14 protein-coding genes are annotated in these 16,076 nt (G+C 69.0%); 7 read left to right on the forward strand and 7 right to left on the reverse strand.

Annotated features, from left to right (window positions below):
• Positions 1–95: 95 nt before the first annotated feature.
• From ACOCEP_RS18185 to ACOCEP_RS18205, 5 genes are all read right to left on the reverse strand, one after another.
• Positions 96–1,532 carry a DUF1996 domain-containing protein gene (locus ACOCEP_RS18185; protein ID WP_482339758.1) on the reverse strand — a complete coding sequence of 479 codons (1,437 nt, stop codon included), beginning with the start codon at positions 1,530–1,532 and terminating at the stop codon, positions 96–98.
• 178 nt (positions 1,533–1,710) lie between these two features.
• Entirely contained in the window at positions 1,711–2,304 is a 594-nt protein-coding gene (locus ACOCEP_RS18190; RefSeq protein ID WP_482338645.1) for a hypothetical protein, read from the reverse strand.
• A gap of 69 nt (positions 2,305–2,373) precedes the next feature.
• Positions 2,374–3,891 carry a tripartite tricarboxylate transporter permease gene (locus ACOCEP_RS18195; RefSeq protein ID WP_482338647.1) on the reverse strand — a complete coding sequence of 506 codons (1,518 nt, stop codon included), beginning with the start codon at positions 3,889–3,891 and terminating at the stop codon, positions 2,374–2,376.
• On the reverse strand, positions 3,891–4,388 hold the full coding sequence (locus ACOCEP_RS18200; protein ID WP_125680643.1) for a tripartite tricarboxylate transporter TctB family protein: 498 nt from the start codon (positions 4,386–4,388) through the stop codon (positions 3,891–3,893). Before ACOCEP_RS18200 ends, ACOCEP_RS18195 begins: the two co-directional genes overlap by 1 nt.
• The gene (locus tag ACOCEP_RS18205) at positions 4,385–5,353 is read right to left on the reverse strand and encodes a Bug family tripartite tricarboxylate transporter substrate binding protein (RefSeq protein WP_482339759.1); all 969 of its coding nucleotides are present in this window, start codon (positions 5,351–5,353) and stop codon (positions 4,385–4,387) included. Before ACOCEP_RS18205 ends, ACOCEP_RS18200 begins: the two co-directional genes overlap by 4 nt.
• A gap of 132 nt (positions 5,354–5,485) precedes the next feature.
• On the opposite strand from ACOCEP_RS18205, the gene ACOCEP_RS18210 reads away from it, so the two are divergent.
• Both ACOCEP_RS18210 and ACOCEP_RS18215 read left to right on the forward strand, forming a co-directional pair.
• Positions 5,486–7,018: a sensor histidine kinase gene (locus ACOCEP_RS18210; protein ID WP_482338649.1), complete on the forward strand. Its 1,533-nt coding sequence runs from the start codon at positions 5,486–5,488 to the stop codon at positions 7,016–7,018.
• The gene (locus ACOCEP_RS18215) at positions 7,015–7,677 is read left to right on the forward strand and encodes a response regulator (protein ID WP_482338650.1); all 663 of its coding nucleotides are present in this window, start codon (positions 7,015–7,017) and stop codon (positions 7,675–7,677) included. Before ACOCEP_RS18210 ends, ACOCEP_RS18215 begins: the two co-directional genes overlap by 4 nt.
• A 151-nt stretch (positions 7,678–7,828) precedes the next feature.
• On the opposite strand, the gene ACOCEP_RS18220 is transcribed toward ACOCEP_RS18215, so the two are convergent.
• Entirely contained in the window at positions 7,829–8,614 is a 786-nt protein-coding gene (locus tag ACOCEP_RS18220; protein WP_482338651.1) for an isocitrate lyase/PEP mutase family protein, read from the reverse strand.
• A gap of 16 nt (positions 8,615–8,630) precedes the next feature.
• Entirely contained in the window at positions 8,631–9,197 is a 567-nt protein-coding gene (locus ACOCEP_RS18225; RefSeq protein ID WP_482338653.1) for a TetR/AcrR family transcriptional regulator C-terminal domain-containing protein, read from the reverse strand.
• 92 nt (positions 9,198–9,289) lie between these two features.
• Here ACOCEP_RS18225 and ACOCEP_RS18230 point away from each other — a divergent pair, with 92 nt between their 5' ends.
• The 5 genes from ACOCEP_RS18230 (at position 9,290) to ACOCEP_RS18250 (ending at position 16,071) form a co-directional block, all read left to right on the forward strand.
• Positions 9,290–10,657 carry a DHA2 family efflux MFS transporter permease subunit gene (locus ACOCEP_RS18230; protein ID WP_482338654.1) on the forward strand — a complete coding sequence of 456 codons (1,368 nt, stop codon included), beginning with the start codon at positions 9,290–9,292 and terminating at the stop codon, positions 10,655–10,657.
• Between the two features lie 92 nt (positions 10,658–10,749).
• Positions 10,750–11,952, forward strand: a complete 1,203-nt coding sequence (locus ACOCEP_RS18235) for an ROK family transcriptional regulator (RefSeq protein WP_007034224.1) — start codon at positions 10,750–10,752, stop codon at positions 11,950–11,952.
• A gap of 347 nt (positions 11,953–12,299) precedes the next feature.
• Positions 12,300–13,562: an ROK family protein gene (locus ACOCEP_RS18240; RefSeq protein WP_482338656.1), complete on the forward strand. Its 1,263-nt coding sequence runs from the start codon at positions 12,300–12,302 to the stop codon at positions 13,560–13,562.
• Positions 13,559–15,061: a sugar ABC transporter ATP-binding protein gene (locus tag ACOCEP_RS18245; protein WP_482338657.1), complete on the forward strand. Its 1,503-nt coding sequence runs from the start codon at positions 13,559–13,561 to the stop codon at positions 15,059–15,061. The genes ACOCEP_RS18240 and ACOCEP_RS18245 overlap by 4 nt, the downstream gene beginning before the upstream one ends.
• A gap of 35 nt (positions 15,062–15,096) precedes the next feature.
• The gene (locus ACOCEP_RS18250) at positions 15,097–16,071 is read left to right on the forward strand and encodes an ABC transporter permease (RefSeq protein ID WP_482339760.1); all 975 of its coding nucleotides are present in this window, start codon (positions 15,097–15,099) and stop codon (positions 16,069–16,071) included.
• Positions 16,072–16,076 lie beyond the last annotated feature (5 nt).

Genomic DNA, 16,076 nt, shown 5'->3' on the forward strand with positions numbered 1-16,076 from the left:
GTGGGGGCGCGGGTCATCCCCGCCGCGCCCTCTCGCAGAGACCTCGTGAGTGGTAAGGACGGTTCTAACCGTCCTTACCACTCACGAGCTTGGGTCTACTGGCGGCAGCGCTTACCGCTGTTGACGCATTTCACCAGCTGGTTCATCAGCCGCTGCGACATGACGTTCGCGAAGTCGTCGTGGTCGGAGCGCGGGTTGTGCTTCTCCTGCGCGAAAGCGTCCACCGCGTACTGACCGGCGGCCTGGATCTCCGGCGGGATGTTGTAGACCAGCGTGATCCGCAGCTGCGGCACGTTCTTGAAGCCGCGCGGGCATTTCCCGTTGCGGTCGGAGAACACGATATGCGTGCGGTGGTTCGCGCTGTCGGTGTTCTTCCCGTCCCAGCAGTTCGGGAACGAGTGGATCCGCGTGACCTTGCTGCCCCGCGGGCAGATCGGGTACAGCTCGGTGAGCCGGTCTTCGAAACCGGTGCAGGTCCAGCTCGGCCGCGCGTTGGCCGGGCCGTTGGTGCTCTGCTTGGCGTCGCCGTAGAGCACGCGCAGGAACTTCGGCATCGCGACGACCCGGCGGGCGCCGCCGCTGGTGAAGGTCAGGTCGACCTTTTCGGCGCGCTGGATCTCGCCTTCGTTGTCGCCGATCTCGTTGTTGTCGTTCACGCCGGGCAGGTCGGCGGCGTTGCCGTCGGCTTTCTTCTTCTCGGCGTCACCCGCGGCGTTGACATTGCTGTTGTCGCCGCCGTTGTCGAGGCCGCCCTTGCCGTTCTGCTTCACCGCACAGCCCGCGAGCTGCTCTTCGTTCTTCTCGACCGGCCGGCCCGCCTGCCGCATGGTGTCGCTGATCCGCTTGATCGACGGTTTCCGCTTGTTCTTCAGCTCGTCGAGCACCTGGCCGGCCTGTTTCCCTTGCGCCAGCTGGTTGTTCGCGTTCTCGGACTCCCGGTCGAGTGCGTCGAGATTCTCGTCGACCGCAGGCATGGCCTGGTCGGGGACCTCTTCCAGTTCACTGGCGACGTCGGGGCAGTCGACCTGGGCACCTGCTTCGTCCTTGGCCGCGTTCGCGCGGTCCGCGGCGAGCTTCTCCTCGTTCGCCGCTTCGTTTTCTTCCTCTTCTTCGGTGTTGATCCGGATGACCGGCCAGAAGTAGGCCGACTTGTCCCCGTTCTTGCACGTGGTACCCGCGCGCAGCAGGCTCTTGTTGTTCGAATCCGCGTTGGTCGACAGGTTCCCGACGTAGTCGTGGAGGTGCTCGGCGCCATTGCGGACACCGGGCTGCGCGATGAAGTTGTCGCCGTTGAAGTGGCCGTTCTCGTTGCGGCCGCAGTCCACGGTGAACGTCCCTCGTGCGCCTCGTTTCGCGAGGTCGAGGTTGACGTTGTTACCGCGGGGGACCTTCGTGATGTCGATGAAGAAGGACTTGTCCGCGCCGTCGGCCCTGGCGGCGTCGGGGGTTCCGGTCGTGGTGACCACGACGATCCCGCCGACGGCGAGGGCGAGGGCGAGGGCGCCCGTGGCGACCTTGGTGCGGCGCGCCATGCGATGGCGGCCGGCGGATCTTTGGTTACGGGGCATGAACTTGTTCACCTCGTTCGGTGTCGTTGCCCGGAGCCCGGGGGATGCGGCGCCGGGAGTGCCGGCGTCACTGACTCCGTGTTGGCTGAAACGGCGCCGAACGAGAACCGGTTCAAAAAGCGATCTCGCCGTTATCGTTTCGTTATCTGCGTCGGAGGTGGTAGGCGACGCCCAGAACGATGATGATCGGCCCCCACAGGGAGAGCGGCGCGATACAGATCGCGGCCAGCGTTTCCCAGCCCGCGTTGACGTAGGCGACGTTTTCGGCGATGCCGAACAGGGTCAACTGGCGGCCGTCACCGAGCGGGATCGAGCTGAACAGCGCGGTGAGGACCAGGCCACCGGCGACAGCGGGAACGACCGCCGCGAGAGGCCGGACGGCTTTGCCGCCGAGGAACGGGATCCAGCGGGGCACCACTTCGCCCCAGCCTCGGACCAGCCCGATGGCCAGGAGCGCGATCAGTTCGGAAAGCACGCTGAGCGTGAGGACGTACGGGACGCTCAACCAGAGTTCCGGCATCTCGCGATCGTGGATCTGCCCCATTTCGAAATGCACGGCGAAGGGCAGCCGCCACAGGCAGGAAGGCAGCAGGAGCCAGGGGAGCGCGTAGGCCAAGCGCGTCGCCCAGCGGGGAACAGGGCGTTCCGTGTCGCTGACGGCCGGGGCGCGGTGGAGGATCTTCATGAAGTCGATCCTGTCGCCGTGCGGCGCCGGAAAGATCACTCGCGCGGACAAGCGTCCTCCTTCCGGAGAGGGAGAAGGCCCGGCCTCGGGGCAGTCGAGGCCGGGCCGTTTTCCCACCGATCAGACGTCCACCTTGTCCTTGGGCTCCGCCTCGGTGGCGGTGGGACGGGCAGGCAGGAAACGCTTGATCAACGGGAAGAACAGGATCACCAGGATGATCACGTAGACCACGATCGCGAACGGCGTGTTGACCAACCCGGTCAGGCTGCCGTCGCTCAGTTGCAGCGCGCGCCGCATCTGCTGTTCGGCGGCCGGGCCGAGGATGACGCCGATGATCGCCGGCAGCACCGGCAGCCCGTACCGGCGCATCGCGAAGCCGATCAGGCCGATCACGAACATCACCAGCAGGTCGAAGATGTCCGCGTTGACCGCGTACGCGCCGACACTGGCGAAGAACAGGATGCCCGCGTAGAGGTACGGCCGCGGGATCCGCAGCAGCTTCGCCCACAGCGGCGCCAGCGGCAGGTTCAGCACCAGCAGCAGCGTCAGCCCGACGAACAGCGAAGCGATCAGGCCCCACACCAGCGAAGACTCCCGCTCGAACAGCAGCGGCCCCGGCTGGATGCCGTACTGCTGGAACGCCGCCAGCATCACGGCCGCGACCGCGGTGGTCGGCAGGCCGAGCGTCAGCATCGAGACCAGCGTTCCGGCGGCGGAGGCCGACGCCGTCGCCTCCGGGCCCGCGACCCCTTCGATGGCGCCCTTGCCGAACTCGTCCTTGTGCTTCGAGAGCCGCTTTTCCGTGACGTAGGAGAGGAACGTCGGGATCTCGGCGCCACCGGCCGGCACCGCGCCGAACGGGAACCCGATGACCGGACCGCGCAGCCACGGCTTCCACGTCCGCTTCAGATCGGCGCGGGAGAGCCACGGCCTGCCGACGGGGATCGGTTTGAACGCGTTGCGTCGCAGATGCGCCGCGACCCAGAGCGACTCGCCGACCGCGAACAGCGCGACCGCCACGATCACGACGTCGATCCCGTCGGCCAGATGCAGCGAACCGAAGGTCAGCCGCGACTGCCCGGTCATCTCGTCCAGGCCGACCAGCCCGAGGGTGAGCCCGATCAGCAGCGACGCCACGCCGCGGATCCGGGAACTGCCGAGCACCGAGGTGACCGCGATGAACGCCAGCACCATGATCGCGAACAGATCCGGCGCGCCGATGTCGACGGCGTGCTTGGCGATCACCGGGGCCAGCACGACCAGCGCGATCGTGCCGAGGATGCCGCCGACGAAATGCCCGATCGCGGCCGCCGCAAGCGCTTGCGCGCCCCGGCCCTTGCGGGCCATCGGGTTGCCGTCGATGGCCGCGACCACCGCCGCGCTCTCGCCCGGCGTGTTCAGCAGGATCGACGTCGTCGAACCACCGAACATCCCGCCGTAGTAGATGCCGGCGAACATGATGAACGCGCCGGTGGGCTCCAGCCCGTAGGTCACCGGGAGCAGCAGCGCCACCGCCATGGCCGGGCCGATCCCCGGCAGCACCCCGATCGCGGTGCCCAGCAGAACCCCGATCGCCGCCATCGCGATATGGGTCGGGGTCAGCGCGGTGCCGAAGCCGTCGATGAGTTGCTGGAACATCAGAACACCTCCATCAACGGGCCACCGGGGAGCGGGACTCCGAGCAGGTTGTTGAAGACCAGGAAGGTCACGACGGACATGCCCGCCGCGATCAGCGGGTCACGCACCAGGTTGCGGCTGCCGAGCGCGTACGCCGCGCCCCAGAACAGGATCGCGCCCGAGATCGGGAACCCGACCAGGCCGATCAGTGCCGCGTTGGCGAGGAAGGCGCCGCACAGCAACAGCACCGTGCGCAGATCGGCGGGCGCGGTCAGGTCGACGTCCTCGCCGCCTTCGGCCTCGCCCTTGCCTCCGCGCAGCACGTCGCGCGCCAGCAGCACGGCGACGAGCAGCAGCAGCGAGCCGACCAGGATCGGTACCGCCTTCGGCCCCACCGGCCCGCGCTGGGCGAAGTCGGTGGGAATGCTCAGCGCGTCGGTGAGCACCAGGACACCGAGCACCACGAGCCCGACGCTCACCCCGAGCTCGGAGCGCTCCTTAAGCCACGTGGTCGTCATGCCAGACCCAGCTCTTTCAGCACCGTTGCCACTCGCGTGTTCTCCTCTTCGAGAAACGAACCGAACTGCTCACCTGGCGCGAAAGCGCCGGTCCATCCGTTGCGCTGCAAGGCTTCCTGCCACTGCGGCGTCTTCTGCAACCGCTCGAACAGGCTCACCAGCTTCGCGCGGTCGGATTCGGCGATCCCGGGCGGCGCGACGATGCCGCGCCAGTTGGTGAACTTGACGTCCACACCGGACTCCGAAAGCGTCGGCGCGTCGATCCCGGGGATCCGGTTCGCGCTGGTCACCGCCAGCACCCGGAGCGTGCCCGCGGCGATCTGGTCGCGGTACTCACCGACCCCCGAGACGCCGAACGCGACCTTGCCGCCGAGGACCGAGGCGAGCAGTTCACCGCCGCCGTCGAACTGGACGTAGTTGACCGACTTCGGCGCGAGCCCGACGGCCTTCGCCATCAGCATCGGCGCCAGATGGTCCGGCCCGCCGGGTGACGAACCGCCGCCGACCTGCACCGCGCCGGGATCCTTCTTCCAGGCCTCGATCAGCTGGCCGATGTTCTGGAACGGCGAGTCCTTGCCGACCACGACGATGTCCGACTCTTCGATCAGCTTCGCCACTGGTGTGGTGTCGAGCAGCGAAGACGGCGACTTGTTCGTGAACACGCTGCCGACGACGCCCAGACCCATCGACATGACGAGCTTGCCGTTGCCGCGTTCGGCCACGGTGCGGCCGAGGCCGACCGTGCCGCCGGCGCCGGGGAGGTTGAACACCTCCGCGTTGCCGAGCAGGTCGGCGTCCTCCATGGCCTTGGTCGCGGTCCGCGCCGTGATGTCGTAACCGCCGCCGGGCGCGTTGGGCACGAGTACCCGCAACGACCGGATCTGCGAGCCCTCGTCGGCCTCGCCGCCCGGGGTGAGCAACGGTGGCACCAGCAAAACGGCGACGAGCGCCGCCGCGATGGCCAACCAGCTACTGGGCTTCACTGTGATCCCCGCCTCTCTGCCGCGTGGTTGGACATGTTGCACTCGTGTAAACAGGGATGTCTCGCTTAGACGCCTAAGGTTTCTTTTGTTCTTTGTGGTCACGCGGAGGTGGCGATGGGTGCTCGGGGTTCACTGGCCCGCCAGCTCCTCGTGTGGCAACTGGTAGTCGTCATCTGCCTACTGTGCGCGGTGGGCGTGCTGGCCGTCGTCCAGGCGGGGAACAACTTCCGCACGACCGAGGGACGCCGGGCGCTTTCGGTCGCGGAGAGTGTCGCCGCTCAGGGCATCGTGGGCGACCTCGACAACGGTCCGTGGGAGCTGAACGCGCCCGCGGAGACCGCGCGAAGCCTCTCCGGGGTCGATTTCGTCGTGATCGCGGGAGCGGACCGTTACGTGCTCGCTTCACCTGATCCGGGGCAGGTGCGCACGCTGCTCGACCTCGGCGACAGCACCGTCCTCTCTGGACGGTCGTGGGTCGGCGAACTCGACGGATCGACGGTCGCGCACGTCCCGGTCCTCGACGAGAAGGGCGGCAAGGTGGTCCGCATGGTCGCGGCGGGCTCGAAGTCGCCGGGGTTCTTCGCCGGCGTGCTCGACTCGCCGGACAACGCGCTGCGGGTGCTGGGAGTCGCCCTGGTGATCGGGGTGAGCGGTTCGCTGCTGCTCGCGCGGCGGGTGAAGAACCAGACGCTCGGCCTGGAACCGCACGAGATCACCGCGCTGGTCGAGAACCGGGAGGCGCTCCTGCACGGCATCAAGGAGGGCGTCGTCGGCCTGGATCCGGCGCACCGCATCACCCTGGTGAACGATCAGGCCCGCGAACTGCTGGCGCTCCCGGAGGACGCCGTCGGCCGGTCGGTCGAAGACCTCGACCTCAACGAGCGGATCCGCGACCTGCTCACCGGCCGCGCGACCGGCGCCGACCAGATCGTGTTGCGGCAAGGGAAGGTGCTGACACTGAACCGGATGCCGATCGACGTGCGGGGAGCCGTGGTCACCCTGCGGGACCGCACCGATCTGATGACCCTGCGGGACGAACTCGACGCCAGCAGGCACGCGACCGACACGTTGCGGGCGCAGGCGCACGAGTTCAGCAACCGGCTGCACACCATCTCCGGGCTGCTGGAACTCGGGGAATACGAAGAGGTTCGCGGCTACGTCAGCCGGATCAGCTCGGCGCAGGGGGAGTGGCGCGCGGAGGTCGGCTCACGCGTCGGCGATCCGGCGGTGGCGGCGCTGCTGATCGCGAAGGCGTCGCTCGCCGCCGAGCGCGGAGTCGGGTTGCGCATGGCCCCGGACAGCGAACTGGACCGCGTCGACGACGCCCTTTCCACGGATTTGGTGACAGTACTGGGAAATCTCGTCGACAACGCCTTGGACGCGCTGGGCGGCGAGCGGGGCTGGATCGAGGTCGGCGTGTGGCAGGAGGAGGACGAAGTGCGGGTGGAGGTCCGTGACTCCGGGCCGGGAGTCGCCCCGGAAATCGCGGAGGAAGTGTTCGAGCACGGTTTCACCACGAAGGCCGCCGCGCACGGCCAGCGCGGTCTCGGGCTCGCGCTGATCCGGCAGGCGTGCGTGCGGCGGGGCGGTTCGGTCGAGGTGCACAACTCCGGCGGCGCGGTGTTCACGGCGAGGTTGCCGCGATGATCAAGGTGCTCGTCGTCGACGACGATTTCATGGTCGCGAAGGTCCACAGTGGATACGTCACGCGCACGGAGGGGTTCGCCGTGGTCGGGGTCGCGCACACCGGCGCCGACGCGCTCCGCCTGGCGCGGGAACTGAAACCGGACCTGGTGCTGCTGGACGTCTACCTGCCCGATCTCGACGGGCTTTCGGTGCTGCGGGAACTGCGCGCGACCGAGGACGTCGACGTCATCCTCATCACCGCCGCGACCGACGTGGAAACCGTGCGGCAGGCGATGCGGGGCGGTGTCCTGCATTATCTGATCAAGCCGTTCGAGTACGCGTCCCTGCGCGATCAGCTCACCCATTTCGCGTCGCTGCACCGTCGGCTGGACCGGCTGGACGAGGCCGGTCAAGCGGACGTCGACCAGGTCTTCGGCGCGCGGCCGAGCGCGAAACCGGCGCTGCCCAAGGGACTCACCGTCCAGACCGCGCGGTTGGTGGAGACCGCGCTGCGGGGCGCGTCCGGCGGGCTGTCGGCGAGCGAATGCGCCGAGGCGACCGGCGTCGCGCGGGTGAGCGCGCGCCGGTACCTGGAGCATTTCGTGGCGACCGGGAAGGCGGAGGTCACCCTGAAGTACGGCGGGACCGGTCGGCCCGAACGCCGCTATCTCTGGTCGTGACCCCAGCCTCGCCCGGCGCTGATGTGTCCCGAAAGCCACTTTCGGGACATCAGACGTCGCGAAAGTGGCTTTCGCGACGCTTCCCCCGGGCGGCGGGCTCGTCTGTGCGCCGGTCACGACTCACCGCACCGCCCCACTCGCGTTTCGTCCTCTAAATGCGGGAGATGAGGAGGTCGTTCAGGGTGCCGTAGTCGACGGAATCCTCCAGGCGGGAGTACGTGCCCGCCGAGAAGAGCTCCCGGGCGCTTTCCCGCACGATGGCGTACGCGGCCTGGCTGATGCCGGAGCCGACGCTCACCCGTGCGACCCCGAGCCCGGCCAGTTCCTTTACGCTGGGCGCGCCGGGGTGGGCCATCACGTTCACCGGCGCGTCGATACCTTCGACGAGCGCGGCGATCACGGCGGGGTCGGTGGCGCCGGGGACGAAGATCCCGTCCGCGCCCGCCGCCAGGTACGCGGCCGCGCGGTCCAGCGTCTCCGGGATCCCGCCGAGGCCGCGGAGGAAGGTGTCGATCCGGGCGTTGACGAAGACCTCGTCGCTCGCCGCGCGGGCCGCCGCGATCCGCGGGACGACCTCTTCGGGCGGTCGCGGGCCGTCCTCGATGTTGATGCCGACCGCGCCCGCCGCGACCACCGCGGCGACGGTTTCGGTGACGCCGCCGGGTGAATCCGCGTAGCCGCCTTCGATGTCCGCGGTCACCGGAACCGTTGTCACACGGGCGATCCTGGCGATCAGGGCCACCGCGAGCTCGCGGCCGAGCAGATCGCCGTCGGGTGCGCCGAGGCTCCACGCCACCCCGGCGCTGGTGGTGGCGATCGCGGCCGCGCCCGCGTCTTCGACGATCCGCGCGCTCGCGACGTCCCACGCGTTGGCCAGCACCAGCGGATTCGACGGGACGTGCAGGGAACGGAACAGCCGGGCGGTCGCGCTTGTCATGGCGTCAGTCCAGCAGCTATGCGACATCCTGGTCTGGCGGATTCGCGACATCGACGTCGGCGCGGAGCCCGGCGATCAGCCGCGCGAGCCCGTATTCGAAGGAAGCGGCTGGATCCTCGTCGTGGTTGCCCTCGACGTGCTGCTGTTCGTCGATCGCGCAGCCGAGGGTGTACCGGCTGATCGCGAGGATCGCGTGCGTCGCGTCCTCTTCGGTGAAACCGGCCCGCAGCAACGGTTTGATCAGCGGTGTCATCGCCGACCGGCCGGTCGGGCGGGAGCCGGCGTGCAGGCGGGCGCCGTCCCGGTAGGACAGCAGCGTGCAGCGGATGGTGCGAGCGCGCCGCGCCAGCCACTCGGCCCAGTCGTTCATCGCCGCGGGATCGTCGAGCGGGGCGAGCCGGTCGTCCAGCATCGTTTCGGCCATCTGGTCGAGCAACGCCTGCTTGCTCTTGAAATGCGTGTAGAGCGCGGGACCGCGCACGCCGAGCTTCTCCCCGAGCTTGCGCAGGCTCAGTCCGTCGAGCCCGACCTCGTCGAGGAGTTCCAGCGCGGCTCGAACGTAGCCATCCCGTCTCACGACCATGCGCACACCTTCGCCGGTCCGTATCGAAGTTGACAACTCGACGGTATCTTATCACTGTTAAGAACTTAACAGTGATAAGAAAGGCAGGTAGGATGATCGGAAGTCCCGATGAGGACCGGTTGACCCCGGCGTTGTGGAGGACGGCCGCGATCCTGACCGCCGGCGGATTCCTGTCGATGTTCACGTCGACCGTCGTCACCGTCGCGCTCGGCACGATCGCGGCCGGATTCCGTGCATCGCTCGGTACCGCCCAGTGGATCGCGACCGGTTATCTGCTCGCGCTCGCCGCGATGGTGCCGGTGAGCGGCTGGGCCTGCCGTCGCTTCGGGACGACGCGGGTGTGGCTGGTGTGCGTCGGTCTGTTCGCGCTCTTTTCCGCACTCTGCGCGGCGGCGCCCTCGGTCGAGGCGCTGATCGCCTTCCGTGTCCTGCAAGGCGCCGCGGGCGGGCTGCTGGTCCCGGCGGGGCAGATCCTGTTCGCGACGATGGTGGGGCCGAAACGGCTCGGCCGGATGATGGCCGTGCTGAGCATCCCGATCTACCTCGCTCCCGTGCTCGGCACCCTGGCCGGGAGTGTGCTCGCCGAGCGGTTCGGCGTGCCGTGGCTGTTCCTCGTGAACGTGCCGCTCGCGCTGCTCTGCCTGCTGCTGGGCCGGAAACGGTTGCCGAGGGAAGGGCCCGTCGACACCCGTCCGCTGGATTGGCGTGGCTTGGCGCTCACCGTGACCGGGTTGCCGTTGCTCGTCTACGGCTTCGCCGAAGCGGCCCCGATCGCGTCGGGTGCCGGTGCGACCCTGCTCGCCGTCTTCGTGGTCACCGCGCTGAGGTCGCCCGCGCCGCTGCTCGACCTGCGGCTGTTCCGTGACCGGACGTTCTCCTCGGCCGCCGCCGTCATCTTCGGGATGGGGATCGCCCTGTTCGGCGCGATGATCGTCCTGCCGCTGTACTACCTCGACGTCCGGCACGAAAGCCTCGTCGCCACCGGGTTCCTGACGGCGCCGCTGGCACTCGGCACGGTGCTGGCCCTTCCGCTCGCGGGCAGGCTGACCGACCGGATCGGCGGCGCGCGGGTGATCTTCGCCGGGCTGATCGTCACGATCACCGGGACGGTGCCGTTGGCGCTGCTCACCGGATCGGAGAGCTACTGGTGGCTTTCGGCCGTGCAGGTCGTCCGCGGCTGCGGGATCGGATTGACCACGACGCCGGCGCTCGCCACCGGCCTGGTGTCGGTGCCCAAAGAGCGAATTTCCCACGCCATGCCGCTCTTCGCCATGCTGCAACGGATCGGCGGATCCTTCGGCACGTCGGTCCTGACCGCGGTCGTCGCCGCGCGGCTCGCCGCCGCTCCCGGGTCCGCGGCGGCCGTCGCGGGCGCGCACGGGTGGATCGCCGGGATCACGGCGATCGTGCTGATCCCGTCGTGGTTCCTCGTCCGCGCCGAAATGTCCACAAAGGACTGATCAGGGCCGGTGGGTTTGTTCCCGTCCGGAGGGCGTGAAGGTTTCCAGTGTCATCCGGGACAGCGGGTGGACAACGCCGTAGGCTCAGGTGAATGAGCACGGCATCCACCTCGGAGCATCCGATGGTCGAAACCCGGCACCAGACCCAGCTGCTGACCCTGTTGCGGGACGAGGGACCGATGTCCCGGGTCGAACTGGGCGAGCGGCTGGAGCTGCCGCGTGCCCGGGTGGGGGCCGAGGTCGCGCGGCTGGCCGAGGTCGGCCTCGTCGAGACCGCGGGTCCTTCGGCGAGCCGCGGCGGCAGGCGGTCCACGCTGGTGCGGCTCGCGGGAGACCTGCGGGTGCTGTCGGTCGATGTGGGCGCGACGTCGGTCGGGGTCGCGCTCACCGACGCTTCGTGTGAGGTGCTGGTGCACACCGTCGAAGACTGCGACGTCCGGCAGGGGCCGCACGCCGTGCTCAAACGCGTCGTCGCGCTGGCGGAGAAGATCCGCGAAGAAGCGCCGGGCAAGCTGATCGCCGCCGGGATCGGCCTCCCGGGGCCGGTGAGTTTCGCCGAGGGCATGGCGGTCGCGCCGCCGATAATGCCCGGCTGGGACCGGTTCTCCGTGCGCGACCATCTCGGCGGGCTGCTGCGCTGCCCGGTCACCGTCGACAACGACGTGAACTCGATGGCGCTGGGGGAACGGCACGCCGGGGTCGCGCGCTCCATCGACGACCTGGTGTTCGTCAAGATCGGTACCGGGATCGGCTGCGGGATCGTGCTCGGCGGCAAGGTGTACCGCGGCGTCGCCGGCACCGCGGGCGACATCGGGCACATCCGACTCGACGACTACGGCCCGACCTGCGCCTGCGGGGAGACAGGCTGTCTCGAAGCGTACTTCGGCGGCGCCGCGCTGGCCCGCGACGGACTGACGCTCGCGCGCAGCGGCCGCTCGACCTATCTCGCCGACGTCGTCGCGGCCCGTGGCGCGATCACCGCGCAGGACGTCGGCCGCGCGGCGGCGTCGGGCGACTTCGGCGCGGTCAACCTGATCCGCGACGGCGGGCGACGGCTCGGGCAGGTGGTCGCCTCACTGGTGAGTTTCGTGAACCCGGGCATGGTCGTGATCGGCGGCGGCGTGGCGCAGCTCGGGCATCAGCTGCTCGCCGAGATCCGCAGCTCGGTGTACCGGCGGTCGCTGCCGCTCGCGACCGGGAACCTGCCGATCGTGCTGTCCGAGCTGGGGGACACCGCGGGTGTCATCGGGGCCGCTTGGTCCGCCACGGACCGGGCCTTCACGCTGAGTAGCTGACCGAAGCCCATCGCGCTATGAACGGTCCGTTCCTTGCGAAATTTGCAAGGAACGGACCGTTCATAGCGCGCGGGAGCGGGTGTGGGGGAGCGCTGAGGGAGCATCCGGCGGCACGTTGGGCATCCACCTGATTCCGATTAGTAACGTCAAGATCGTACATACTTTCGCTCGAAACGTACGAAAGTCTGCGCGAATCGAGACGGCTAATCGGGTGACGGAGGGCTTTAGTCGACATTTCTGTCCTGTTGTCACCTTGACGGGTGACAGGCGCCACTCTACTTTCGCTGGCTAAGTAACAAAGTTTGTTACGGCCGATTCGTAAGTGAGGCGTCGTCTGATGAGGCAGTGTGGCCGCGACTGAACCCGGGCAGCTCGACCCGGTCAGCCCACGCACCGCGAACGGTGCCGATGGGTTCTCGGCGGGGAAGCGCACCTCGAACCTCGCCGCGCTCCTGCGGGCGCTGCGCGCGGGGCCGCTCTCGCGCACCCAGCTCGCGGCGCGCTGCGGACTCACCAAGGCGGCCGTCTCCGGGTTGATCACCGAGCTGGCCGAACGCGGTCTCGTCCGCTCCGCCGGTCTCCAGGGTGGCGGCAACGGCAGGCCCAGCCAGCTGGTCGAGCTGAACGGCGCGAGCGCCCGCGGGCTCGCGCTCAGTGTCGAGGCCGATCGCTTCGCCGCCGTGGTCACCAACCTCGACGGCCGCGTGGTCGCCGAACGCGCCGAGACCGCCGACGTCGCCGCGCTCGGCCTGCACCGGAGCATGGACGAACTCGCCTTCCTCGCCCGGACCGTGCTGCTCGACGACCAGCCGGTCGGGGTCACCGTCTCGGTGCCCGGTCTGGTCGATTCGGCCGCCGCCGTGCTGCGGTTCGCGCCGACCTTGCGCTGGCGTGACGCCGAGATCGCCGACCTCCTCGCCGCCCGGCTCGGTCTGCCGGCCGACGCCATCGCGGTCGACAACGAGGCCAACCTCGGCGCGATCGGCGAGGCCGTCGCCGGAGCAGGCCAGGGCGTACGGGAGCTCTTCTACCTCAGCGGTGGCACGGGCGTCGGTGGCGGGCTCGTGTCCGGCGGCGCGATCCTGCGTGGCGCCAGGGGTTTCGCGGGCGAGGTCGGGCACATCGCCGTCGATCCGTCCGGCGAACAGTGCCAGTGCGGCCGGGTCGGTTGCCTGGAGACCAAGGCCGGGCTCAACGCGGTCCTGCGTGGCGCGGCTTCACCCGGCGACCCGCTGCACGATCCCGCCCTGGGCGTCGACGGCCGCGTCGGGCTGCTCAAGCACCGCGTCCAGCGCGGTGACCAGCGCGCGGTCGCGGCGGTCTCGGAGCTCGGGGTCGCGCTCGGCATCGCGGTGTCCACTGTGGTCGACGTGCTCGACCCGGACGTCGTCGTGCTCGGTGGCTATTTCGCCGAACTGGGCGAGTGGCTGGTCGAGCCGGTGCGCCGCGAACTGTCCGCGCGTCCGCTCGGTCACGAGCCCACCTGTCGCGTCGAGCCGTCCCCGCTGGGGACCACCGCCCCGCTGCGCGGTGCCGCGCATCTCGCCACCGAACGGCTTTTCGCCGACCCGACATTAGTTCCTTTCGAGACCGAGGAGGCTCCGGCATGACCCTGCTCTCCGTCCGGGGGATCGTGAAGACCTTCCCGGGGGTGCGTGCGCTCGACGGCGTCGACTTCGAGGTCGAACCCGGCGAGGTGCACTGTCTCCTCGGCCAGAACGGCGCGGGCAAGTCCACGCTGATCAAGACGCTCGCCGGCGCGCACCGCCCCGACGGCGGCGAGATCTTCTGGCAGGGCCAGCCGGTCACGCTGCCCTCGCCGGTCGCCGCGCTGAAGATCGGTATCGCGACCATGTACCAGGAACTCGATCTGGTGCCCGGGCTTTCCGTGGCGGACAACATCTTCCTCGGCCGCGAGCGCGCGACGTTCGGGTTCACGCGGATCAGCGAGTCCCGGAACAAGGCCGCGAAATTGATGGCGCGGCTCGGTCACCCCGAGATCGCGCCGTCGACCGAGGTCGGCAAGCTCTCGGCCGCTGGCCAGCAACTCGTCTCGATGGCGCGGGCGCTCGCCTACGACGCGAAGCTGCTGGTGATGGACGAGCCCACCGCCGCGCTGGCGGGCGAAGAGGTCGACAACCTGTTCCGCATCGTCGGCGAGCTGACCGCCGAAGGTGTCGCGATCGTCTACATCTCCCACCGGCTCGAAGAACTGCGCCGGATCGGCCACCGCGTCACAGTGCTCAAGGACGGCAAGACCGTCTCCACCGGCCTTGACGCCAAGGAGACGCCGACCTCCGACCTCGTCGCGCTGATGGCCGGCCGCAAGGTCGAAACCGTGTTCGGCCCGCGCCACCAGGAGCACGTGGACCCGGACAACGAGGTCCTCAAGGTGGAGAACCTGACCACCGTCGGCGAGTTCGAGAACGTGAACTTCACCGTGCACGCCGGGGAGGTCGTCGGGATCGCGGGACTCGTCGGCTCGGGACGCAGCGAACTGCTGGAGACGATCTTCGGCGCGCGCAAGCAGGACACCGGCACGGTGTCGGTCGACGGCGAACCGGTCCGGCCGGGCAGCGTGTCCGCGGCGGTCAAGGCCGGGATCGGCCTGGCGCCCGAGGAACGCAAGAGCCAGGGGCTGCTGCTGGACCTGCCGGTCGTGCACAACGTGACCCTGGCGAGCTTGAGCAAGTACGCGACGTTCGGGTTCACCGAGCGGGGCAGGGAACTCGACGACGCCGGGGAAAGCCTGCGGCGCCTCGATCTCCGGCCCGCCGACCCGCACCGCGTCATCCGCACGCTGTCCGGCGGCAACCAGCAGAAGGCGGTGCTGGCCCGCTGGCTGGTCCGCGGCTGCCGGGTCCTGCTGCTGGACGAACCGACGCGCGGGGTCGACGTCGGCGCGCGGGCGGAGCTGTACCGGCTGATCGAGGAGCTGGCCGCGACCGGGGTCGCGATCGTGCTCGTCAGCAGCGAGATCCCCGAGGTACTCGGACTGTCCGACCGGGTGCTGGTGCTGCGTGAAGGACGTGTCCTGGCTGAAAAGCCGTCTGCGGAGCTGACAGAGGCGGATGTGCTCGACGTGATTCTCGAGGGGAGTGCGGCGTGACCGACCAAGCCGAATCGGTGCGTACGGGACCCGCCGTGGAACCTGTACGACCCAAGGAAAAGCGAAAGTTCACGGCCGACCCCCGGCTGCTGGGGCTGACCGGGGTGCTGGTGATCCTGTGCATCGTCGGCCAGGTGACCCGGCCCGACCAGTTCTTCACCGACGGCAACATCTCCACGATCCTGCGGCTCGCCGCGGCGATCGGGGTGGTCAGCGTCGGGATGACGTTCGTGATCATCGCCGGCGGTATCGACCTTTCGGTCGGGTCGATCGTGGCGCTCTCCAGTGTCTGGCTGACCACACTGGCCACCCAGGCCTACGGACCGTTCGTGATGGTCCTTTGCGGACTTCTGGTCGGCCTCGGTTGCGGGCTGATCAACGGGATCCTGGTCTCCTACGGGAAGATCGTGCCGTTCATCGCGACACTGGCGATGTACGTCTCCGCCCGCGGTCTCGCGGAACGCATCAGTGGCCGCCGCACGCAGGTGGTGTCGGAAGCGGGGTTCCTCGACTTCTTCCGCGGTGACCTGCTCGGCATCCCGGTGCTGATCTGGATGTTCGCGCTGGTGTTCGCGATCGGCTGGGTGGTGCTGAACCGCACCACGTTCGGCCGCCGCACCTTCGCCGTCGGCGGCAACGCCGAGGCTTCGCGGCTGGCGGGGATCAACGTCAAGCGGCACACCGCGCTCGTCTACGGCGTCGCGGGTCTGTGCTGCGGTATCGCGGCGCTGATGGTCGTCGCCCGCACGACCGCGGGCGCTTCGACCAACGGCATGCTCTACGAGCTCGACGCCATCGCGGCGGTCGTCATCGGCGGCACGCTGCTCACCGGTGGCCGCGGTTCGCTCATCGGCACCCTGATCGGCGTGCTGATCTTCACCGTGCTGTCCAACATCTTCACGCTCAACAACCTGGACACCGACATCCAGAACATCGCCAAGGGCGTGATCATCGTCCTGGCCGCGCTACTGCAGTTCCGCTCCGTGAAAAAGACGAAGACGAGCACTTGATCATC

Source organism: Amycolatopsis sp. CA-211722 (assembly GCF_056828465.1).